This window comes from Seleniivibrio woodruffii, assembly GCF_029267515.1.
Classification (GTDB): domain Bacteria; phylum Chrysiogenota; class Deferribacteres; order Deferribacterales; family Geovibrionaceae; genus Seleniivibrio; species Seleniivibrio woodruffii_A.
Window position 1 is genome coordinate 13,736 of sequence record NZ_JAJUIS010000011.1, and the last position, 23,581, is coordinate 37,316.

Here is a 23,581-nt window from a genome sequence, read left to right on the forward strand (position 1 = left end):
TTATTGACCCGAAGGGAGACGGATAAACGAAAATTGACGTAAAAAAAGCCCCGTTACCAGTCCGATAACGGGGCGAAATGCACGGGTTGACTTTCGTGCAGTTAAGTCTGTTTATCCTGATGAGACTGCTTCGCGCCGCTCGCAGAGACTTACTTTTTCAGTCTTCGCGAGGGTCGTATACCCGAAGCGATCTCATTCTCTTATCAGTTTCTGTTTATCATCACCATTTTGATGCTTGTCATATCTTCCATGGCGAAACGCACGCCTTCCCTTCCGAGACCGGAGAGCTTGTTTCCGCCATAGGGCAGGTGGTCAACTCTGAACGTTGCGGTGTCGTTAATCATAACCCCGCCAACCTCAAGGTCTTCCACAGCCTCCATTATCTTGTTGATATCTCTGGTGTAAACTCCAGCCTGAAGCCCGAAGTCGGAATCGTTCACGCGTTTGATTGCGTCGCTGAAATTGTCGTATGCAACTATGGACACAACAGGCGCGAAGGTCTCCATACACATAACCTTCATCTCTTCTGTCACGTTTGTGAGCACTGTCGGTTCAAAGATGTTGCCGTTGACCTTTCCGCCTGCGGCGAGCACAGCTCCCTGCGCAACCGCCTCGTTCACCCATTCCTCGATACGTTTAAGCTCTTTGCCGTCTATCATGGGTCCAACATCGCAAGCTGTATCCATGGGGTCGCCCACAACAAGCGCCTTCGTTTTCTCAACAAACGCTTTTGAGAACTCTTCTGCAACTTTTCTGTTAACATATATTCTCTGGAGTGAGATGCACACCTGTCCTGAGTTTGAAAACGCGCTGACGACGCATCTTGCGGCGGCTTTTTCTATATCCGCATCTGCTTCTATGAGAGTTGCGGAGTTGTTACCGAGCTCAAGCGTAACTTTTTTGATACCCGCTTTTTTGATTATCTGGTCGCCTACACCGGGTGAACCTGTGAAGGTAATCTTTTTGCATTTCGGGCTTGCCACGATGGTATCGCCCACTGTGCCGCCGGAACCTATAACTACGTTAAGCACGCCTGCGGGGAGTCCCGCCTCCTCCATTATCTCAGCAAGGATGATTGAGGACAAAGGGGTGCTGGACGCTGGTTTCAGGACAACTGTGTTGCCTGTCGCGATCGCAGGTGCGACCTTGTGCGCAACGAGGTTGAGGGGGAAGTTGAACGGAGTGATTGCTCCGATGACCCCCAGAGGTTCTCTGATGAAGTAGCCCACGCGGTTTTCTCCGAATGCGCTCGCATCCACAGGGATGGTCTCGCCGTGAATCCTTTTTGCCTCTTCGGCTGCGAATTTGAATGTTTCCGCACTGCGGTATACTTCGTTCATGGAAAATTTCCACGCTTTTCCAGCTTCTTTTGATATTATCTCCGCTATCTCCTCTTTTCTTGCGAGGATAAGGTCGGACGTCTTTTCAAGTATCTCCGCTTTTTTATGTGCGGGGCATTTTCTGAAAGTTTTGAAAGCCTCTTCCGCAATGTCTATGGCTCTCTGAGTCTCCTTTTCGTCCGCCACCGGCACGTCGGCGAAGACTTCGTTGTTATACTTGTTCTTCACCTCAAGTTTTTTAGCGGAATCGACCCACTCCCCTCCGATCAAAGTCCTGTAATGCTTCATCGTTCACCTCATGAAATCTGATGAAAAGTCAGGACGCAAGAACAGTGCCAGAAATAATGATGAAAAGGCAGTATCGGCGGCAGTTATGGTTGACGCGGGTCAACTTTTATTGACCCTGCAAGTTGACAGAACACGATGAGATTGCTTCGCTCCGCTCGCAAAGACAACGATATACTCTCTAGTGTCCGCGTTTCTGGATACGCTTATTCAGCGCCTGTTTTGATATGCCGAGAAGTTTTGCCGCCTGCGACTGGTTGTTGTTGGCAGATTTCATTGCGGAGGTCACGGCATACTGGGTTATCTCCTCAAGGGTGGGGAAATGCCCGAATATCTGTTCCAGAGGCTCGCCGGAGAGTATCTGCACCGTCTGCTCGCGGGTCAGCTCGCCCAGCCGCTCGGCAATGAACCTGTCCTCCATGATGTCCGAGGAGCATCTTGCAACCGCATCATAGATATAGGTTTTAAGCTCCCTAACGTTACCTGGAAAATCATGCGCCGTGAGCATACGCATAGCCTGTACGCTGAAAACAGGGGTAGGCTTGCACATACCTTTTGCCGCTTCTTCCGCAAGATACTCTGTAAGGAGGGGAATATCCTCTTTCCGCTCGCGCAGGGAGGGCAGTTTTATGAGATGTGTACTGAGTCTGTAATATAAGTCCCGGCGGAATGTTCCGCCCGCAACGGTCATGGCGTTCAGGTCTTTGTTTGTGGCAGCGACGATGCGTGCCTGACACTGTTTCGGCTTGTCGGAACCGAGTGGATAATAAATCCGTTCCTGCATAAGTCTGAGCAGTTTCACCTGTGAGCTTTCGTTCAGGTCGCCTATCTCGTCCAGAAATATGGTTCCGCCGGCAGCACGCTCAACAAGCCCCGGACGGGTGCTGTCCGCACCTGTATAGGCGCCCTTATGGTGTCCGAAAAGCGTATCGGAGAAAAGTGAATCGTCCAGACCGGAAACGTCAACGGCGACAAATTCGCCCTTCAGTCCGCTGCAATCATGAATAGCTTTTGCTATAAGCTCTTTGCCTGCCCCTGTTTCTCCGAGGACAAGCACGGGCTGCCCGCTTTTTGCAATGGATTCGATATATTGAAATATGCCTGTCATAGTGCTGTTGCATGTGACGATGCTTCTGAAATTTTCAGGGTGTTTCAGTCCGGTCTTGGTTCCTATCCGTTTCAGCGAAAGGAGTTCCGAGCGGAGCGAACCGATCTCGCTGGCGTTTCTGAGTGCCGAACCGAAGGTGCTTACGCTGATGGGCTTCACAAGATAGTCGTGTGCGCCCAGTTTCAGACACTCCACAGCGGTCTCAAGGTCGCTGTTTGCAGTACATATTATCACAGGCACCTGAGGCATCTGAGCTTTTATCTCTTTCAGAACCTCTTTGCCGCTCTTTTTCGGCATGTTCAGGTCGAGAAAAACCACAGGGGAATGAAGTTTTTCAAGTGTATCAAGGACATTTCTGCTGTCGTCAAGGGTGGTGATATCTTTCAGCCCCATGGATTCCAGCAGAAATTTATATGCGGCAAGCTCCTCTTTTTCGTCGTCTATAATGAGAATTGAGGGATTAAAGCCTGTCAGATCAAACAAATTATTCCTCTTTGTGCATCTTGGGCAGGGTTATTATGAAAACCGCTCCGTGTTCATAGTTCTGCGCCGTCAGCGTACCCTGCATCTCGCTTTCAATGATGGTGCGCGACATATAAAGCCCTATACCCGTCCCGGAAGCATACGTTTTTGTTGAAAAATACGGGTTAAATATCTTTGGCATTATATGCTCCGCTATTTTGCATCCCGTATCCTTTACCTTAATCATAACATTATTGTCGTCATGTTCAATCTCTATATGAACGTCCCTCGGTTCGTCCGCGTCACCGTGTTTTTCGGCAATTGCATCCCTTGCGTTTGCCAGCAGGTTCAGAACAACGTGCACGAACTCGCTGCGGCATCCGTTCACCACCAGAGGGTATTTTTCTCTGGGTTTCAGTATCCGCAGATCGATGTTGCTGTCTTTGTAGTTTGGTGCGATGAGCCTTGCTGCGCTCTCTATGGCGTCAACAGAATCGAAAGGCTCTTTTGTCTTTGAAGGTTTAAAAAAGTGTCTGAAATCATCTATGGTTTTGGACATGAACTGAATCTGACTGTCCGCACCGGACACCAGTTTTTCAACAAAATCCTTGTTAACCATATTGTTATAGTACGCCGACTGGATACTCGCCACATAGGTTGAAAGGATGTTCAGAGGCTGCCGCCACTGGTGGGCAATGGCTCCAACCATCTCGCCCATTGCCGCCATTTTCTGCGCCTGTCTGAGCTGCTGTTCAGCGTTCACGCGTTTTGATATATCCCTGATGCTTAAAAGAATAAGCTGTTCGTTGTTCAGACGCAGTTTTTTAAGACTCACCTCAGCAGGGAACTCCGTTCCGTCACCGCGGAGGAAGTTCCAGTTAAAGAACTGCTGTTCACCCTTCTCCGCCTCGGAGATTATCACCAGAGCTTTCTCGTGGCTGCGCACTCCGTCCGGCTGGTGTGCGGGGGAGAGATCCAGCATATTGTTTCCCAATATTCCGTAGTGACTTAACCCGAATATCTCGTTTGCCTTCTCGTTGCAGTCCACAAATATCATCCCCTTGCAGACCATAATGGCGTCGTTCGCAACGTTGAAAAGGGTGTGGTAATGGGTTTCAAGCTCCTTGCGGCGGGTTATGTTCCATTTAAGGTCCTCGTTCATGCCCGTTATCTGCACCTGCTGTTTCTGCATAGCGTTGACAAACCTTCGGTTATACAGATAAAGAATGAGCGCGCTGCCGCCTATACCGAGCATGGTTATCACAACCAGTATCCCCAGAACTTTCAGAACGGACTCGGTTGCAAGCAGCATGGAAGCCCTGCCGGAAAGCTCGTATGCGTTGGCTCTGGTCATGGTTGTGCAGAGGTACCAGTCCACGTTTTCTATCTTCTGAAAGGCGAGTATATACTCTTTTCCGTGCTGGGTATATGAGAAGGAACCTGAGTCCCTGTCCTTCATAACGTTGAGGATATTTTCAAGACTGGGGTCGGCATCCTGTAATTTTTCGCGCATGAGCAGGTTCTTGTCGGGGTGCATTATGATTGTTCCGCCCTGACTGACAACGAAAGTGTACCCGCCTTTTGCGGCTCTGGCATTGACAACGTTCTTCATGAGCATGTCGAGGTTCGTGTCGGCGCTGAGAACGCCCTTAACCCTTCTGTCAGAAATTATCGGCATGGAAAGGGCTATGACAAGCTGTCTGGTGGTCATGTCCACATAAGGGTATGTGAACCCGACGGAATCCGATGATGCCGCGCGTCTGTACCACGGACGGATACGCGGGTCGTAGCCATGCGGAGGCACCCATTCCGCGCCGTCTATCATCTGTCCGTCCGCCATCCCGATGTATACGTCGCTGAAATCACCTGCATCCATCGCCATACGCAGGATTTTCATAGTCTGTTCCATATTCTTTTCAGGCTCTTTTCCAAGGCTGTTTGCGGCAGACGTAAGTATCTTTATCTGCTGCTGAACCCAGATACCCGTGGTGTTGGCAGCCTGTGCGGCTATGTTCTGCTGGTGGTTCATGACGGTGCGGTCGATTATCACCCTTGTGCTGTGGTAGGTCACACCTATAAGAGTGAGGATGGCTATAAGCGCCAGCGTCATGGTTATCAATGAATTTTTAACTTTGAATGTCATCTCGGTTCCGTTCGGGTCATATATTTTACCGAGATATCTTTGCAAGAGACGTGCCAGTTTATTTAACAGAAGAGAACTCCCTTTGGTTTCATCCTCTGTGTTCGTACATACATTTTCGGTTTTCGGCAAGTTTTTTTATGCAAAGACAAGAGATCGCCGCGTCGCTGAGGGGAAGCCTGCGGCTGACGCGGCAGTCTGCTTCATATAATTTTAATGTCCGCCCGCGGAATCCGGTCCCGCCTTGACCTTTTTCGGTCTCGCCAGCCAAACCACGCATATCAGACACAGGATCAGTATTCCCGAAACCTTGAACATCTCCGCGGTGGAAAACATATATGACTGCCTGTTTATCTCGTTCTCAATCATGGCATAAGCTCCGGCTCCCCTGATATGCACTGCGGAAAGAGCATCCAGAGTGTGCTGCCATACTGGTGAATAGGAGTTTATCTCCTCGGTCAGCCGCGCATGGTGCATGGCAGCCCTGTTCTCCCATATGGTCGTGCCAACGGACGCGCTGAAAGCGCCCATCATAATCCGTGCAAAGTTTATAAGCCCCGAAGCCGCGCCAATCCTGTCGTGTGCCAGACCCGCAACAGCCATGGCGTTAAGCGGGGTCATGAATGCCGCCATACCGATGCCCTGAAACAGGTGGTTGAGAGCTATGGACTTTGCATCAACATCCAGCGAAAACCCGCTGCGCATGAAGAACGCCGCGGAAAAAAAGGTAAACGCAAAGGTCACGAACAGTCTTGGATCATATTTAGATATGCCTTTCCCCACAAAGGGCGACAGAATAATTGCAAATATACCGAACGCCGCTGTGACAAGCCCCGCCCAGGTAGCGGTGTAGCCCATATATTTCTGCAGCCACAGAGGCACGAGTACTATGTTCATAAAAAATACGCCGTAGCCAAGACTGAGCGTTATGGTACTGACGGTGAAATTCCGTATCCTGAACAGCGAAAGGTCAATTATCGGGTGTTTTTCAGTGAGTTCCCACACGAGAAAATATGCAAAAGCCACCACCGACACCACAGCAAGAACTATGATGAACGGCGAACCGAACCAGTCCAGCTCCTTTCCCTTGTCCAGCATTATCTGGAAACACCCCACCCACGTTATGAGCAGCGCCAGCCCTATCTTATCCACAGGCAGTTTCCTTGTGACCGATTCCCTGTCGCCGATGACAATCAGAGAAACGATGAGGGAAACTATACCTATGGGGATATTCACATAGAATATCCATGGCCATGATATGTTGTCCGTAAGCCATCCGCCAAGAATGGGTCCTGCTATGGGCGCAACGGTGACGGTCATCGACCACAGAGCGATAGCCATTCCCGCTTTCTCTCTGGGGTAGCACTGGAGCAGCAGTGACATTGACAACGGGATAACAGGTCCTGCAACAAACCCCTGCATAATCCTGAAACCGATGAGCGATTCAATGTTCCATGCCATGCCGCAAAGAAACGAAGACAGGATGAAAAGCGCCACCGACCAGACAAACAGCTTAATCTGTCCGAGCCGCTGTATCAGCCAGCCTGTCAGCGGAACCGCCACCGCGTTTGCAACGGCGAAAAAAGTTATCACCCACGTACCCTGACTGGTGCTCACACCAAGATCGCCTGATATGGCTGGGATGGACACGTTGGCAATGGTGGTATCTATAACTATCATAAGCGTCGCCAGCGAAAGCGACACGGTGGCAAAAAACAGTTTCGCCCCCGTGAGAGGTGCCGGCGGAGCAGGTCTGTTTTCCTGCATGAGCTTCTCCTTTTATATCAGCGGTTGCCTGAGATTATTCCGGAAACGAGCGCATCCGCCTCTTTTTTCCATGTGTCATAAGGTGAGGCGGCGGACACATCCTTAACCGATACGCCGTCCGTAAGCCTTTTGCCGCCGTTATCCCTGACGTTGACCCTCGCCTCCATGGAAAGCCCTATCTGAAGAGGGTTCGCCTCTATCTCCTTTTTGTCCAGAGCAACACGCACGGCGAGTCTCTGAACCACTTTAATCCAGTTTCCGGTGGCGTTCTGTGCGGGCAAAAGAGAGAATGCGGAACCTGTGCCGGCGGAAAAACCCTGTATCACTCCGTGGTATTTTATCTTACTGCCCAGAAGGTCGCTGGAAAGTTCCACTGGCTGCCCTATGCGCATATTTCTGAGCTGGGTTTCCTTAAAATTCGCATCAACCCATATCTGATTGAGAGGAACCAGCGCCATAAGGGGCGCTCCTGTGTTCACCCACTGCCCTTTCTGTACGCTGCGGCGGGCTATGTATCCGTCCTCCGGTGCGATTATTTCAGTCCTTTTCAGTGCGAGGTAGCTCTCACGCACCTGCGCGGCAGCCTTTTCAACGTCGGGGTGGCTTTCGGCAACAGTTCTTTCCGTGAGGCTTCTGCTGGTTTTAAGCTGTTCTTTCGCTTCGTCCAGCGCCTGTTCAGCCAGCCTGACAGCCTCCGCCGCGTGGTCTATCTCCTCCTGCGCTATGGCTCCCGTGCCTTCGAGGGCAGCTCTGCGCGCAAAATCGCTTTTTGCCTTCGCCAGAGAGGTTTCACGCTGTCTCACGACGGTTTCCAGTCTGCTGTCGGAGGCGTAAAGGGTCTTAACCTGCCGCACTGTGCGGGCAAGCTCTGCCTCCGCCTGTTCAAGGGCTGTTTCAGCATCCGATCTGTCCAGCCGCGCAAGAACCGTACCCGCCCTGACAAAATCAGTATCGTTCACCAGAACCTCGGTGACAGAACCGGATGTCAGCGGCGTGACCTGTATTATATTTCCCGAAACGTATGCGTTGTCCGTTGTTATATTGTATCTTCCGGCACTGAACCAGTGAACGGCATAAGCCGCACCCGCCAGAATGAAAATTCCGGTGAGCATCATCATATATTTTACGCGTGAACCGCCCTTCTCTTTATCACTCATGGTCTTTCTCCCTGCTTTCTTTTATCCCTGTGTCCGTTCCGCCGCCCAGCGCCCTGCTCATGGAAACTGCAAGCTCCGTCTGTCTGGATTCAAGGGCGACAATGGCAGTTTCCGCGTTCAGTATGCCAAGCTCCGTGTCAAGCACAGGCAGAGCACTGCCAAGCCCGTTTCTGTAGTTCAGCTCAGCCAGTTTTTTAGCGTTGTTCAGGCTTTCCACCGCCTCTTTTCTGTCATCAAGCTGCTTTCTGTTCTCAACGCCTGAAACGGCTATGTCCGCGACTTCCTGAACAGCGTTCAGTATCAATACGTTATATCTCTCAACCGCTTCGTCGTACTCTGCGTTTTTCATGGCGAGGCTGCTTTTCAGCATCCCTCCGTTGAAAATTGGCAGTGTCACAGCAGGACCCACGCCGAAGACGCCGCTGCCGGATTTCAGCAGGTTGTTAAGTCCTATGGAGCGCAGTCCCGCAAAAGCGTTCAGGTTTACGTTGGGATAGAAATCCGCCTTAGCCGAGTCGATGCGTTTCTGCATGGACTCTATGCGCCATTTCTGCGCGGCAATATCCGGTCTTCTGCCTATAAGCTCTGCCGGAAGATTCTCAGGCAGACCAGAGGCATACGAAGTAATTGCCGGACGCTTTATTTCAAGCCCGTGCGCCGCCCCTTTGCCCGTCATGGTGCCTATGGAGATTTTCAGGAGTTTCTGCTCCTCCTGAAGCTGTTTTATATCCGCTTCCGCCGAGTGCATTGCGCTCTCGGTTCTTTTTATGTTCTCCTGCGAATCAAGCCCCGCGGCATAGCGTTTTTTCTGCAAATCCAGTATCCTGCCGTATCTGCCGATAATGCCCCGTTTTATGTCCTCAGTTCTGAAAGCGCTGTCCAGCCGGACGTAGTCCAGAACCAGTGCGGATACCAGCGTCAGTTTCGCCGCCTCTTTCTCTATCTCGGCAACCCTGACACCGCCGAGTGCGGCTTCATATTCCGCTCTGTTCTTTCCCCAGAGGTCAAAATCGTATGCTGCCGTTACCTGAACACGGTTAACCGTATCTTTTTTGCCGGCAAACTGCGGTGGATAACTCTCGTGCTTGGGGAAACGCTGATAGGTGCTCGCCGCGTCGGCGTTCACCTGCACTGCATCAGCCGACTGCGCTATTCCGGCCGCCGCCTGCGCCTGACGTATCCTCGACTGCGCTTCATTCAGGGTCGGGTGCGACGCCAATGCCTCGTCCACAAGACCGTTCAACTGGGCATCGTTCAGTTTCTTCCACCAGTTCTCTTCTACCCAGTCGCCCTTTTCTGCCTGCACACCCAAAGGGGGAATTTTGTTCATTGTCGATTCAGTGTTCAGCCCCCTGTATCCGGTGCAGCCTGTAAAAAGGAGCAGGGAGATCCATAGCACTGATAAAAACTTAAATTTTTTCATATTCACATCCCTAAAACACAGCCGCCTCGACCTTTGCACGTTCAAAAGCATGAGCGACAAATTCTTCCGCTCTGTCGGGCAGAGCGTCCACACCTTCAATGACTATCGATGAAAAGTTATCGACACCCATGAACTTCATAAGCGTTTTCAGATACGGCACTGAAAAATCGAACGGTGTGCCGTAGTGAAAACCGCCGCTTGAATGGATACTGAGGCATTTTTTACCCTTGCCTACGAGAAGCCCAACAGGTCCCTTCTCGGTATATATAAACGTCTTGCCGACGACGCATATCGTATCCAGATACATTTTAAGTTCAGCCGGAAAGCTGAGGTTCCACATGGGCGTCACGAAAACGTATTTGTCCGCCGCCGCGAATTTGTCTGCGGATGCCCATATCTTTCCGAGTTTTATCTGCTCTGTCTGCGTGAGCGACGCAAACGCCATACCGCCGTGCAGCTTTTCCATACCGGAAAGAACGTCCTCGTCGAACCGCTGTATATGGTCTCTGTAGGTATCGATGAACTCTATGCGGTCGTCAGGGTTAAACTCCGCATACTTTTTAAGAAATTCGTCCGCAACCGTCAGGCTTCTGGACTTTTCTTTCGGTTTCAGATTACAGGTGATGAACAGCACTGTCTTCATTTCCGCCTCCGTTTCATCAGTTGATTAATGCAAACTGTGTGCCAGAAATATAATCATGTATTATAAGCATCTTTCGCCTTCAAGACTGCACATCGCAACGAAATATCGTTATTTAAGTATCTAAATATCGTTACCTGTGTTAAAATAACGATATATCGTTATCAGGACAAAGAGATGAACATAGACAGAAACGAATTTTTCAGAGAGGTCACTCTCAGGATATGCGGAAGTCTGGACATTCAGACCGCAGTGGAAAAAACATACGAATACATAAACCGCGTGTTTAAGGTTGACACAATCTATCTGAACATCCACGACGAAAAGCTGGGGGCGCTGCGCTTCATTGCCGTTGTGCCGGACGGAGCGGGCGGCAGAACCGTAGGAGGCATAATACCTCTGGACAGAGAACTGTGGGAGATGTCGCAGATGCAGAGGACACCGCTCATAAACGACATAGACAACCAACACCCTTTCATTCAGAAAATGGCGGAGCGCACGAACGGTCTCGGCACGTCTTCGCTCATTCTTCCCCTGCACATCGACGGAACAAAGGTGGGAACACTCGTTATCCGTGCTGCAGGAGACAGAATGTATACTCAGGAACATCTCGACCTTATGAGCAGTGTCATCGACCCGTTCACCGTCGCACTTTCAAACACCCTCGCCCACACGGATCTGGTGAACCTCAAAGACAGACTTGTGGACGAAAACAGATTTTTGCAGGACGAACTTACGGCAAAATATCACGAGGACATAATCGGGTCTAAAAGCGGGCTGAAAAACGTAATGGAGATGGTTTCGCAGGTATCACTGAAAAACAACACGGTACTTCTTCTCGGCGAAACTGGAGTGGGCAAGGAAATTATTGCAAACGCAATACATTACGGCTCGCCGCGAAAGAACGGTCCGTTCATAAAGGTAAACTGCGGAGCCATACCGGAATCTCTCATGGACACGGAGCTTTTCGGGCACGAGAAGGGCGCCTTCACGGGGGCTGCATCTCTGAAACGGGGCAGATTTGAGCGGGCGGACGGCGGCACAATATTTCTGGACGAGATAGGCGAACTGCCGATGCAGGTACAGGTGCGGCTTCTGCGTATATTACAGAACCGTGAGCTTGAAAGGGTAGGCGGAACAGTGCCCATTCCACTGAACATCAGAGTCATAGCGGCAACCCACAGAAAGCTGGAGGACATGGTAGCGGACGGCAGTTTCCGCGAGGATCTGTGGTTCAGACTGAACGTCTTCCCCATATACATCCCGCCCCTGCGGCAGAGGAAAGAGGACATACCCGCCCTTGCCCGATATTTCATAGAGCAGAAATGCAGGGACATAGGCTTCCACCAGACTCCGCCTGTTGAGATAGGCGCGCTGGACAGGCTTGTAAACTACTCGTGGCCTGGAAATGTCCGCGAGCTTCAAAATGTAATAGAGCGGGAACTCATCCGATATAAAAGCGGGCGGCTGACGTTCGATTCCATCGCGGCGGACAGGCTTGAGGACAAAAAGCTATCGCGTGCACAGCAGCCGGATTTCACACCGGAAGAGTTGGACAGCCACATGACTAAATACATTGAGCAGGTACTCAGCCACACCGGAGGAAAGATTAACGGCAGAGGCGGCGCGGCGGAGCTTCTGGGGCTGAAACCCAGCACACTCAGAAGCAAAATGCTGAAACTAGGCATCAGAAGATAACGCGACCTGTCAGAGCAGAGAATATTCCCACTTTCTGCTGGGTTTTGCGAAAGAGCGGTTAACATCCCGCGCAACGTATTCAATGCCATAGAACCTGCTGTAGAATTCCTTTGCCTCCGCCTCAATGTCAAAGCTGAAAATTTCCGGATGCAGAGAGCTTGCTATGTGCATCAGTCCCAGTATCCAGCGGGGGCTGCCGAAATCGAAACAGGGCGCTTTGTGATTGTATATCCTCTTGTTCCTGACGGCGTTCACATCCACACCGTGCTTTTCGCAGAGAGAATAAAACTCGTCCGTCTCCGTGTGCATGAAGGAAGAGATAAAGATAACGTCGGGGTTCAACCCGTTCAGAGTTTCCGCCGTGATTCGCATACCCGGTCTGCCGGAAAAACTCATGGAGTTGTTGACGCTGATACCGCCAGCCATCTCCGCCAGCCAGTTTTCAAGCCTGCCCGGCTCAAGAGCGAACAGCGGCGAACTCATGACATAATGAACCCGCGGTTTCTCTGTCAGCTTTCCCACGCCCTCACTTATAATATCTATCTTAGAGCGCATATACTGCGTGAGGTTCCGCGCACCCTCTTCGTGTCCTGTGAGCTTCCCGAAATATTTTATGGTGTCGGCATACTTGTCGAAACTCTGTATATTCCCGTGAAATCTGGGCAGACCACCGTCAACAAGCACGTCCTCCCAGCATTTGATCACTTTTTTTCTGTCGCGGACACCTATGGCGGCGAGGGTGCCTTCTATTATCTCAAGGGCGCGCGTGAACGGGTATCCGCCTTCGAAGTCGTTCTCGTCAAATGACCTTTTCGCGACAGCGCCTTTCAGTTTCAGCTCATGTCCGCATTTCGGACAGTTCTTTTCGTCACCATCTATATGCAGCTTTCTAAGTTTCGAACCCATGGGACCGTAGAAATCCCGCTCGAAGATAAGCTCACCGCAGGCGGGACAAAAGGTGTTTATGCAGTCGGTACCCGGAGAGTTGAACAGATAAACATAGTTGATTATCTTTTTCATCCGTCCGATGAGCTTTTCGGATTCCGCGATGGCTGGTTCACCCTCTATGTCCGCATCGTCCAGCGGTATGAACCGCATCACCTGAAGGGGGATGTCCTTCGATATGGAGGCAACAGCCTCCGCAATCCGCAATGCGGTCTCCTCGTCGCCCTTTTTGTGCATACAGGCGGTTTCCACGTGTACGCCCTTTTCATAAAAAACTTTTATATTGCGCAGAACCGGCAGGTATGAAGGCGCGCCGCAGCCTTTATAGTCCGCGTCACTAAGCCCCTTTATGCCTATGTTTATGAAGTCAAGATAAGGCGCAAGCTCATTCAGCGAATATTCCGTGAAATATCCGTTGGATGAGCATCCGGTTAGCAGCCCGTTCTCCTTCGCCAGCTTTGCCACCTCAAGAAAAGTGTGGAAAGAAGCCAGAGGATCGTTCATCAAAAAAGCTATTCCCGCACACTCAAGCTCAAACGCCTTGGCAATAATCTGCTGCGGAGTGAGTTTTTTCATGGCGGTGCTGTCGGCATCCATCTCCTTTGCGCAGACCGTGGCGACACATCCGCCGCAGTCGAAGTTGCACCCGCTGGTGCTTATCTGCAAAAATTTTGCGCCGGGGTAAAAGTTCATAACCGGCATAGTCTCCGCAGAGATGGGGCACACCACAAGATAGCTGTGGGGAAAAAGCTCCGTAATCTTCCCGCCATCAACCGTATACCGCCCGCAGGCTCCTTTTGCGCCATCGTTTATGGCACATCCTATCTCGCATACGTTACACTTCACGGTCTTCCCCCATATATTTATATATTTACAAAACCTCGATTACGTTATATACAATTAAGCATAATGACGAAAAAGTCAATATCTATCAATTAATTACGCTTGTAATAACGCAAAGAGGCTTAAATTGAAGCTAAAGAGGCTGTTGCGGAAAAAGGATAATAATAACGCTCTTTCACTGAGGGCGTTATTATTGATCCTTTCGGTTCTCCTTGTTGCGGGTTTGATGCTGTCCATCGTCATAGGGCGCTACGACATATCGCTGCACAATCTCCTGGCGACATTCTTTCCGTGGTTCATAAAGGTGAACGGCGGACAGGACGCGGCAATGCTGAATACGGTTGTCTTCAACGTCCGTCTGCCGAGACTTCTCGCCGCGGTGATAGTGGGCGGCGCACTCTCAATGTCCGGCGCGGCATATCAGGGCATCTTCCGCAACCCAATGGTCTCTCCCGACATACTTGGTGCGGCTGCGGGTGCTGGCTTCGGCGCGGCGGTGGGGATACTTCTTTCGTTCAACTTTTTCTGGATACAGATAATGTCTTTCATTTTCGGGCTGATTGCCGTGGGCGTGACATATTTCATAAGCCTGCGCTTCGGGCGGAGCAGCAACCCCACACTGGTTCTGGTGCTTACGGGGCTTGTGGTCGGCACGCTGTTCTCGTCTTTCATATCGCTGGCGAAGTTCGTTGCCGACCCCTACAGCAAACTGCCCGCCATCACCTTCTGGCTGATGGGCGGTCTGTCGTCCGTAACACTTGCCGACGTTGGGCTTCTCGTCGTTCCCGTGGTTCTGGCGGGGATACCGCTTCTGATGCTCAGGTGGCGGCTGAATGTGCTCTCTTTCGGCGACGAGGAGGCGCGGGCAATGGGAATCGATACCAACCGTCTGCGGCTGATAATCATCTTCTGCGCAACGCTCATGACGGCGGCATCCGTCTCCATAAGCGGCATGGTGGGCTGGGTTGGGCTTGTTATCCCCCATCTGGTGCGGATGATTACGGGACCCGACCATAAGGCTGTACTCCCCGTTTCTGTTTTAGTGGGCGGGCTTTATCTGCTCATCGTGGACAACGTGGCGCGAAACACCTTTTCAATGGAAATACCCCTCGGCGTGCTGACATCCATAATCGGCGCGCCGTTCTTCATATACCTCATGCTGTACGGAAAAAAGAGCTGGAGCTGACGGATGAACGCCATACTTGAAATAGACAGGCTCACCTGCGGATATAAAGCAAAAACCGTTGTGAACGGCATCTCCATGAGCGTGAGCCGAGGGGAGATACTCTGTATTCTTGGTCCAAACGGCGTGGGCAAAACCACCTTTTTCAAAGCCATGATGGGCTTCATAAACGTGCATTCCGGCAAAATACTCCTGAAAGGCAAAGATATACGCCGTTTAAGCTACACAGACATAGCCAGAACCATAGGCTACGTTCCCCAGTACCACACGCCGCCATTTCCTTTTAAGGTTCTGGACGTAGTGACAATGGGGCGCACCTCCCGCATAGGTACCTTTGCGGTGCCTTCAAAGGCGGATAGGGAGGTCGCGGAGAGCGCACTTGAGCTTCTTGGTGCACTGCACCTGCGCGACAAGATATACACGGAGATAAGCGGCGGCGAACGCCAGCTTGTGCTCATAGCCCGCGCCATTGCGCAGGAACCTGAGATGCTGGTTATGGACGAACCCACGTCCAATCTGGATTTCGGCAACCAGATAAAGGTGCTGGACAACATAAACAGGCTTGCCGACAGCGGACTGGGCATAATCATGACAACCCACTTTCCAAACCACGCGTTCCTTTCCGGCAACAGGGTTGCGCTGATGAAGCATGGGCGCATCATCGACGAGGGCGACCCGGACAGTGTGATCACCGAACAGAGCATGAAAAACGTATACGGCATAAACGTAAGGATGATGGATATAGACGGCGGCAGGGTTAAGACCTGCGTGCCGCTTCTTGAAGACGGAGGGGAGAAGATGAAGAAGAATTTCCCGTTCATGAATATTAAAGACGTTTCAAAACACAGGGACGAACCGCCCGCGCAGATGAAAAAACCGCAGATGCCCGACACCCGCCTCATAACCGATATGGCGGGCAGAAAGGTGCTCGTCAACTCCGACGTAAGGGGCGTTTTCGGCTATAACCCCATGGTGACGGCAATCACCTATTGTCTCGCTCCGGAAAAGATATCGGGGCTGTGTATGCCCCCCATGCCGCCGGAGCGGATGATGGCTCAGGAGGACTATCTGTCACTGCCTGTGCTCGGCATTATGGGAAAGCTGTTCGGCGGCGGTGTGCACACCTTTAACGCCGAGGCTGTTAAAAAAGCTGCGCCGGACGTGATAATCTCCATGTCCCTTTACAAGATAGACGAAACCGAGGTGCAGACAGCGGACAACCTTCAGGCGGAACTTGGCATCCCGGTTCTGATATACGACGGCACTCTGGACAGAACGGCGGACGTTCTGCGCCGTATCGGTGACCTTTTGGGCGTGAGCGAACGGGCGGAGGAGCTGGCATCATATTTTGAGAAGAAATACGAACGCGTCACATCGAAACTGGCAAAAATACCAGTGAAAGACCGCAAACGGGTCTATTACGCACAGTCACCGACGGGACTTCTGACAGAACCGAGAGGCGCGCGCCACGGCGAGGTCATAGATTTTGCGGGCGGCATAAACGTTGCGGAAGTCTTTGAACAGCGGGGCTGCGGCAAGACAAAGGTCAGCGCGGACGACATTATCCGCTGGGATCCCGAAGTCATAATAATAATGTCCGACGAGATGAAATCGCAGGACAGGCTCATAAACCGGATGCCGTCCGACCCCTTCTGGTCTTGCCTGAAAGCTGTGCGCAAGGGGCACATATACGAACCGCCCGGCGGCATGTACAACTGGTTCGACAGACCGCCGTCGGTGAACAGGCTCATAGGGCTTGTCTGGCTGACTGACATACTTTATCCCGACGTTTTCAAATGGGATATGACCGACGAGGTTATGGAGTTTTACAGTCTCTTCTACAGGATGAACATAAACGAAAAACAGGCTGCCGCAATGCTCGGCACCTCAAAATAGACAGGAGGACGCAATGTTAAAAGCGCTCAGACTCACGATTCTGATGATGTTATTCTGCGTGTCCGCTTTCGCGGCGGATACCTATAAGTTCACCGATATGGCAGGCAGAACGGTGGACATGCCGAAACAGGTCACAAAAGTTTTCTCGACAAACCCCATCGGCACACTTTATCTCTACGCCATAGCACCGGAAAAGATAGCCGGAATAAACTGGCCCATAACCCCCATGGAAAAAAAATACACATCCGAACAATATCAGAAACTGCCCAACCTCGGCGGCAACTTCGGCGGTAAAAAGATAACCATGAACTATGAGGAGATACTCAAGGTCAAACCCGACTTCATAATCCATATCTCCGACATCAACCCGATGAACATCGACACCGCAAACAAACTTCAGGCACAGCTCAATATCCCCGTCATAGTCCTTGACGGCAACATAGTGAAAACCGCGGAAGTTATCTCTGCGATAGGCAGGGTTTCCGGTTCCGAAAAGAAAGCGAAAGTTCTTGCAGATTATTACAGCAAAACCATGAAAGACGTTAAAGCAGCTCTGGCAAAGGTTCCCGCCGACAAAAAGGTAACAGTTTACTATGCCGAGGGCGCAAAAGGGCTTGAGACAGACCCCTCCGGCTCAAACCATGCGGAGGTTATAGACATAGCGGGCGGTAAAAACGTTGCCAGCATTCAGGAGACCCCCGGTTTCGGGCGCACACCCGTCTCCATGGAACAGGTGATGGGCTGGAACTCCGACTTTATCATAGTCTGTTCAGATCAGGGTTTCTCAACCGACAGATTCTATACGACAATTTTCTCCGACCCGCTCTGGGCAGGGCTTAAAGCAGTCAAAGCGAAAAACGTATACGAAACTCCTTTCGCACCGTTCAACTGGATGGACAGACCCCCGTCTGTAAACAGGATAATGGGCGTAATATGGATGACAAACCTCCTTTATCCCAGACAATATAAGGTTGATATCAAAGCAAAAACCAAAGAGTTTTACAGCCTGTTCTACAACATGAAACTCACAGACGCGCAGGTCAACGAGATACTCGCCACCTCCGTCAGAAAATAATCCATTCTGCGGGTCGGTTGAGAAGTCCTCTGCCGACCCTGTTTTTTTCATGTAAAATTTTATCAGATTATGAATTTTAATTCACTTCCGCAGTCTTTAATATTAAGCTGTTTATTGATTTGACTGAGGGGTGTTATGGAAGTGAATAGCAGAAAAAATTCCGGCTGGAAGAATCCGGCACTTATGAAAAGTTTTATTGCCGCTGCGGCGGTGGCGGCTGCCTGTGCGGCTTTCTTTTTATCCGGCGGAAAGGGCTTTTCGCAGGGGAAACAGGAAGAGGCGCAGAAACCTAAAGATAAAAAATCATACGTTGAGACTGCACCGGTAACCATGCGCAATATATCCGAGGCTATAACATCAGTGGGCACTCTGCTGTCCAACGAATCGGTAATCGTCACCTCCGAAACGTCAGGGAGAATAACCTCAATAAACTTCTCCGAAGGGCAGGACGTAAAGGCGGGGCAGGTACTTGTACGCATCGACGATTCCACCCTGAAAGCCGAGCTTGACAGCGCCGTGACCGACCGCGACCTTAACGAGGCGAAATACAGACGGGCGGAAGACCTTGTTGCTTCCGGCGCAGTATCAAAACAGGACAGAGACATTGCATATGCCGACTGGCAGCGCAGTGAAGCCGACGTGAGACACGCAAAGGCGGCACTTGACAAGACCGTCATAAAGGCTCCCTTCTCAGGCACGGTGGGACTGCGGCAGGTGAGCGCCGGAAACTATATCCAGCCCGGCACCCAGATTGTAAACCTTGAGGACATAGCAACCCTAAAAATACAGTTCAGCATCCCACAGACAGAGGTCTCACGCATTAAAGCATCCCAGACGTTCACATTCACAACGGACGCATACCCTGACAAAACTTTCACAGGAAAGATATACGCTATCGATCCCAAAATAGACGAAAAGAGCCGCAGCATGACCGTCCGCGGCATCATAAAAAACACCGACAGAACCCTGCGCCCCGGAATGTTCGCACAGGTGAGCATAGAAACGGGGGCAAAACAGAACGCGCTCTTTATCCCCGAATCGGCAGTAATGCAGAACGCGTCTGGCAAGTTCATTTTTCTGTATGACAACGGGACGGCACTGCAAACCAAGGTCACAACAGGTGCAAGAACCACAGGCTGGGTGGAGGTCACATCCGGCATCAAACCTTCAGACATAATAATAACTAAAGGTCAGGACAGGATAAGGGACAAAGATACCGTAACCCCCGCAGGCGATAACAAATGAAACTGTCTGAAATAACAATCCGCAAGCCCGTACTCGCAACGGTTTTAAGCCTTATTATTCTGCTCATCGGTTTTGTAGCGTACAAAGAACTGACCGTGCGGGAATACCCGAACATAGACGAACCAACCGTCTCCATCCAGACGAAATATACAGGCGCAAGCCCCGACATCATAGAGAGCAGAGTCACAAAGATAATTGAGGACCGGATATCCGGTATCGACGGCATAAAAAGCATCACCTCCCAGAGCAGGCAGGAACAGAGCAACATCACCGTTGTGTTCAACATGAACGTCGACCCCGGTGACGCTGCGGCTGACATCCGCGACAGGGTCGGCAGGGTGCGCGGCTCACTGCCCGACGACATAGACGAACCCGTCATTACAAAGGTGGAAGCGGACGCGTCACCAATTATCTTCATGACCGTCACCAGCACGAAACACTCTCCGGCGCAGATATCGGATTATATCAGCAGGTTCATCCTGAAACGCATTGAGCTTATCGACGGTGTTGCGTCGGCAAACATCTACGGCGAAAGAAGATATGCCATGCGCGTCTGGCTGGATCCGGACAGAATGGCTGCGGCTGGCGTAACAGTCGCCGACGTTAAAAACGCCGTATCCGCACAGAACCTTGAGGTGCCGGGCGGACGGGTGGAAAGCAGGTCGAGGGAGTTCTCCGTACTCGCCGAAACAAGCCTTAACAAGCCGGAGGAGTTCGAAAACATCGTAATAGAGGACAGGGACGGATATCTGCTGCGTATCAAAGATATAGGACACGTTGAAATGGGCGTTGAAGATTCGCGCTCGTTTTACAGGCTGGACGGGCAGAACGCTATCGGTCTGGGTGTTGTGAAACAGAGTACGGCAAACCCGCTGAACATCTCCAAAGACCTCAAAGTCGTCGTTGATGATATAAACAAAACTCTGCCCGACGGCATGAAACTGCTCATAACATACGATTCGTCGGTGTTCATCGACCACTCCATCGCAAACGTTTACAGCGCAATATCCGAAGCCGTGCTTCTGGTTATAATCATAATATTCCTTTTCCTGCGCAACCTGCGCTCAACCATCATACCCCTGGTGACGATACCAGTCTCCCTTGTGGGCGCGTTCGCTATCATGTGGGGGCTTGGGTTCTCCATAAACACACTGACTCTGCTGGCGTTCGTTCTTGCAGTCGGTCTGGTTGTTGACGATGCCATAGTTGTTCTGGAGAACATACACAGACACATAGAGAACGGCGCAAAGCCTTTCAGGGCGGCTATCGACGGTATGAAAGAGATATCGCTGCCCATCATTTCAATGACGCTGACCCTTGCCGCGGTGTACGTTCCGGTTGCGTTCACTCAGGGCAGAACGGGCAAGCTGTTTACGGAGTTTGCCATAACCCTTGCGGGTGCGGTGATAGTGTCCGGTTTCGTCGCGCTGACACTGACCCCCATGATGTGCTCGAAGATGCTGAAAGAGAACCATCACAAAAACCGTCTAAACCGCGCGGCAGACGCGTTTTTCGACCGCATAGACTCAGTTTACGAAGGCGTTCTCCGCCTCTCCATAAAATCGTGGCTGCCCGGCATAGCAGTCATGCTGGCGGTATTTTCACTCGGTTTCTACCTGCTGAAATCGCTCCCGTCGGAGCTTGCACCACTTGAAGACAGAAGCGTTATCTTCGGCGTATATTCGGGACCAGACGGAGCGACACCGGAATATTCCATGGAATCAGCAAAAAAACTTGAAAAGATATATACCACTATCCCCGAACGCACCGCTGTGCAGACCCGCGTGGGCACCCCCGTTGTTGCCGACGGCAGAACTGTCATAAGGCTTAAAACATGGGACGAGCGCACCAGAAGCCAGCAGGAGATAGCGGCGGAGATAGCTCCAAAGATGGCTATGATACCAGACGTGCGGGCGTTTCCCATAAACCCGCCATCTCTGGGACTTTCCGCCACAAAACAGCCTGTGCAGTTCGTTATAAAGACAACGGCATCCTACCCTGAACTGAACAAGATCACCGACGAATTCATCCGCGAGGTGAGCCAAAGCCCCATGCTGTCCTCTGTGCGAAGCGATCTTAAACTGAACACGCCGGAGCTGAAAGTGAGCGTCGCAAGGGACAAAGCGGCGGCTATGGGAATCAGTGTTGAGGACGTTAACAGAGCCATCGAAACCATGTTCAGCGGAAGCACCGTGACCCAGTTCAAGCTGGACAGCGAGCAGTACGACGTTATCCTTAAAACCGAGGATTCAAGGCGCACCGTGCCGCAGGATCTGGACAGACTATACGTCCGCACGCCCACAGGAGAGATGGTTCCCCTTTCAAACCTCGTCGAGATTAAAGAGGGCATAACCGCACAGTCCCTCAACCACTTCGACAGGACACGCGCCGCCATAATCAGCGCCGGACTGAACTCAGGATATTCTCTGGGCGAAGCCCTGAACTATCTCAACAGTACAGCGCAGAAGATGCTTCCCGAAAACTATACAATCGACTACGACGGCGAATCCAGAGAGTTCAGGGAATCAAGCGGCGGTCTGGTCTTCACGTTCATACTCGCCATACTGTTCATATATCTGATGCTCTCCGCACAGTTTGAGAGCTTCATAGACCCGTTCATCATAATGCTCACGGTACCCCTCTCCATGACGGGTGCTCTGCTGGCGCTGAAACTGACGGGCAACACACTGAACATCTACAGCCAGATAGGGCTTATAACCCTCATAGGGCTGATAACGAAACACGGTATCCTCATAGTTGAGTTCGCAAACCAGCTGCAGCTTACGGGACTGACAAAAACAGAAGCGGTCATAAAGGCGGCGACACTGCGTCTTCGCCCTATCCTCATGACCACATCCGCTATGGTTCTGGGTTCAATCCCCCTCGCCTTCGCAACAGGTGCGGGAGCGGAAAGCCGTCACCAGCTCGGCTGGGTTATCGTGGGCGGTCTGCTTCTGGGAACGGTTCTGACGCTTATGATAGTTCCTTTGGCATATAAGATACTCGCCACTGTCAAAAGACCGGACGAGGCTGAAAGTATTTAGTATTTAAATCATTGTGATTATCGGCTATAATCTTTCAGGGGAACGATATGGCACATCACACCGCAAAACACGGCTACAGCAGCCTTGCCGAAAGGCTGAACAGATTTCCGCTGGGCGCTCCGGCATCGGAAAGCCTTTTTAAGATACTGTCGGTACTCATGACGGAAAAAGAGGCGGCACTCATAGCGCAGCTTCCCATCAAGCCCTTTAAGGCGGAGGACGCGGCGAAGATATGGAAGGTGAGTGACCTTGAGGCACGCAAACAACTGGATGCGTTCTGCGACAAGGTGCTCCTTCTGGACATAATTGAAAACGGTCAGATGACCTACGTTCTGCCGCCCCCAATGGCGGGCTTCTTCGAATTTTCAATGATGCGCACCCGCGGCGACATAAATCAGGAACTCCTTGCACAGTTATACTACCAGTATATGAACGTTGAGGAGGACTTCATAAAAAACCTCTTCGTCGGCGGTGAAACCCAGCTTGGGCGAACCTTTGTAAACGAGCAGGTGCTCTCCGAAGACAACAACCTCTACGTTCTGGACTATGAACGCGCAACGGAGGTCATAAAGACCGCAAGCCATATCGGCGTCAGCATGTGCTACTGCCGCCACAAGATGCAGCACATGGGCAAAGCCTGCGACGCGCCCATGGATATCTGTATGACGTTCAACACGGTGGGCAGCTCGCTCATCCGCCACGGATACGCACGGCAGATAGATGTTTCAGAATGCACGGATCTGCTGGCACAGGCATACGAAAACAATCTGGTGCAGTTCGGCGAAAACAGCAAACGGGAAGTCAGCTTCATCTGCAACTGCTGCGGATGCTGCTGCGAGGCGCTCATAGCCGCCCGCAAATTCGCCATTATGAACCCTGTACACACGTCAAACTTTCTACCTGAAATTGAAGCTGAGAAATGCACCGGATGCGGCAAATGCGCGGAACTCTGCCCCGTTGAGGCGATGGGGATGGTCTCCGCAAACGATCCGCACAAGCCTAAGAAAAAGCTGGCAAAACTGAATGAAGACACCTGCCTCGGCTGCGGAGTATGTCTGCGCGGATGCAAGACCGACGCTTTGAAGCTGAAATCCCGTGAAAAACGGGTGATAACGCCGGAAACTGGCGTTCATAAGGTTGTTATGATGGCTGTGGAGCGCGGAAAACTACAGGATCTGATATTCGACAACAGGGCGCTTCTGTCCCACAGGGCGATGGCTGCCGTCATAGGCGCCATACTGAAACTGCCGCCGGTCAAACGCTATATGGCGAGCGAGCAGGTGAAATCCAGATATCTGCTGAAACTTATAGAGAAAACAGGACAGTGACC

Annotated in this window: 15 protein-coding genes; 7 read left to right on the forward strand and 8 right to left on the reverse strand. The window is 51.4% G+C overall.

Going from position 1 to position 23,581, the window contains the following annotated elements; all coding sequences use genetic code 11:
• Positions 1-203 precede the first annotated feature (203 nt).
• The 7 genes from Q7P67_RS11055 to Q7P67_RS11085 form a co-directional block, all read right to left on the reverse strand.
• A complete protein-coding gene (locus tag Q7P67_RS11055; RefSeq protein WP_303852112.1) occupies positions 204-1,628 on the reverse strand; it encodes an aldehyde dehydrogenase family protein in 1,425 nt (474 codons plus the stop codon).
• A 178-nt stretch (positions 1,629-1,806) separates the two neighbouring features.
• The gene (locus tag Q7P67_RS11060) at positions 1,807-3,216 is read right to left on the reverse strand and encodes a sigma-54 dependent transcriptional regulator (RefSeq protein ID WP_303852113.1); all 1,410 of its coding nucleotides are present in this window, start codon (positions 3,214-3,216) and stop codon (positions 1,807-1,809) included.
• 1 nt (position 3,217) lies between these two features.
• On the reverse strand, positions 3,218-5,467 hold the full coding sequence (locus Q7P67_RS11065) for a sensor histidine kinase (protein ID WP_303852114.1): 2,250 nt from the start codon (positions 5,465-5,467) through the stop codon (positions 3,218-3,220).
• 81 nt (positions 5,468-5,548) lie between these two features.
• Positions 5,549-7,102 (reverse strand): DHA2 family efflux MFS transporter permease subunit, encoded by a 1,554-nt coding sequence (locus Q7P67_RS11070; protein ID WP_303852115.1) that lies wholly within the window; start codon positions 7,100-7,102, stop codon positions 5,549-5,551.
• Positions 7,103-7,119: 17 nt separating this feature from the next.
• Positions 7,120-8,259, reverse strand: coding sequence for an HlyD family efflux transporter periplasmic adaptor subunit (locus tag Q7P67_RS11075; RefSeq protein ID WP_303852117.1), 1,140 nt, complete (start codon positions 8,257-8,259; stop codon positions 7,120-7,122).
• Complete coding sequence (locus Q7P67_RS11080) at positions 8,252-9,682, reverse strand: efflux transporter outer membrane subunit (protein WP_303852119.1); 1,431 nt, start codon at positions 9,680-9,682, stop codon at positions 8,252-8,254. The genes Q7P67_RS11075 and Q7P67_RS11080 overlap by 8 nt, the downstream gene beginning before the upstream one ends.
• Positions 9,683-9,692: 10 nt before the next feature.
• Positions 9,693-10,325 (reverse strand): FMN-dependent NADH-azoreductase, encoded by a 633-nt coding sequence (locus Q7P67_RS11085; RefSeq protein ID WP_303852120.1) that lies wholly within the window; start codon positions 10,323-10,325, stop codon positions 9,693-9,695.
• A gap of 174 nt (positions 10,326-10,499) precedes the next feature.
• Here Q7P67_RS11085 and Q7P67_RS11090 point away from each other — a divergent pair, with 174 nt between their 5' ends.
• Positions 10,500-12,020 carry a sigma 54-interacting transcriptional regulator gene (locus tag Q7P67_RS11090; RefSeq protein ID WP_303852121.1) on the forward strand — a complete coding sequence of 507 codons (1,521 nt, stop codon included), beginning with the start codon at positions 10,500-10,502 and terminating at the stop codon, positions 12,018-12,020.
• A 9-nt stretch (positions 12,021-12,029) separates the two neighbouring features.
• Here Q7P67_RS11090 and Q7P67_RS11095 read toward each other — a convergent pair whose 3' ends face one another.
• Positions 12,030-13,811, reverse strand: a complete 1,782-nt coding sequence (locus tag Q7P67_RS11095) for a radical SAM protein (protein ID WP_303852123.1) — start codon at positions 13,809-13,811, stop codon at positions 12,030-12,032.
• Between the two features lie 190 nt (positions 13,812-14,001).
• On the opposite strand from Q7P67_RS11095, the gene Q7P67_RS11100 reads away from it, so the two are divergent.
• From Q7P67_RS11100 to Q7P67_RS11125, 6 genes are all read left to right on the forward strand, one after another.
• Positions 14,002-14,994 carry an iron ABC transporter permease gene (locus Q7P67_RS11100; RefSeq protein ID WP_303852125.1) on the forward strand — a complete coding sequence of 331 codons (993 nt, stop codon included), beginning with the start codon at positions 14,002-14,004 and terminating at the stop codon, positions 14,992-14,994.
• A gap of 3 nt (positions 14,995-14,997) precedes the next feature.
• Positions 14,998-16,887 (forward strand): ATP-binding cassette domain-containing protein, encoded by a 1,890-nt coding sequence (locus tag Q7P67_RS11105; protein WP_303852126.1) that lies wholly within the window; start codon positions 14,998-15,000, stop codon positions 16,885-16,887.
• Positions 16,888-16,900: 13 nt separating this feature from the next.
• The gene (locus Q7P67_RS11110; protein ID WP_303852128.1) at positions 16,901-17,962 is read left to right on the forward strand and encodes an iron ABC transporter substrate-binding protein; all 1,062 of its coding nucleotides are present in this window, start codon (positions 16,901-16,903) and stop codon (positions 17,960-17,962) included.
• A 135-nt stretch (positions 17,963-18,097) separates the two neighbouring features.
• The gene (locus tag Q7P67_RS11115) at positions 18,098-19,207 is read left to right on the forward strand and encodes an efflux RND transporter periplasmic adaptor subunit (protein ID WP_303852129.1); all 1,110 of its coding nucleotides are present in this window, start codon (positions 18,098-18,100) and stop codon (positions 19,205-19,207) included.
• The gene (locus Q7P67_RS11120; protein WP_303852132.1) at positions 19,204-22,251 is read left to right on the forward strand and encodes an efflux RND transporter permease subunit; all 3,048 of its coding nucleotides are present in this window, start codon (positions 19,204-19,206) and stop codon (positions 22,249-22,251) included. Before Q7P67_RS11115 ends, Q7P67_RS11120 begins: the two co-directional genes overlap by 4 nt.
• Before the next feature lie 47 nt (positions 22,252-22,298).
• Entirely contained in the window at positions 22,299-23,579 is a 1,281-nt protein-coding gene (locus tag Q7P67_RS11125; protein WP_303852134.1) for a 4Fe-4S dicluster domain-containing protein, read from the forward strand.
• Positions 23,580-23,581 lie beyond the last annotated feature (2 nt).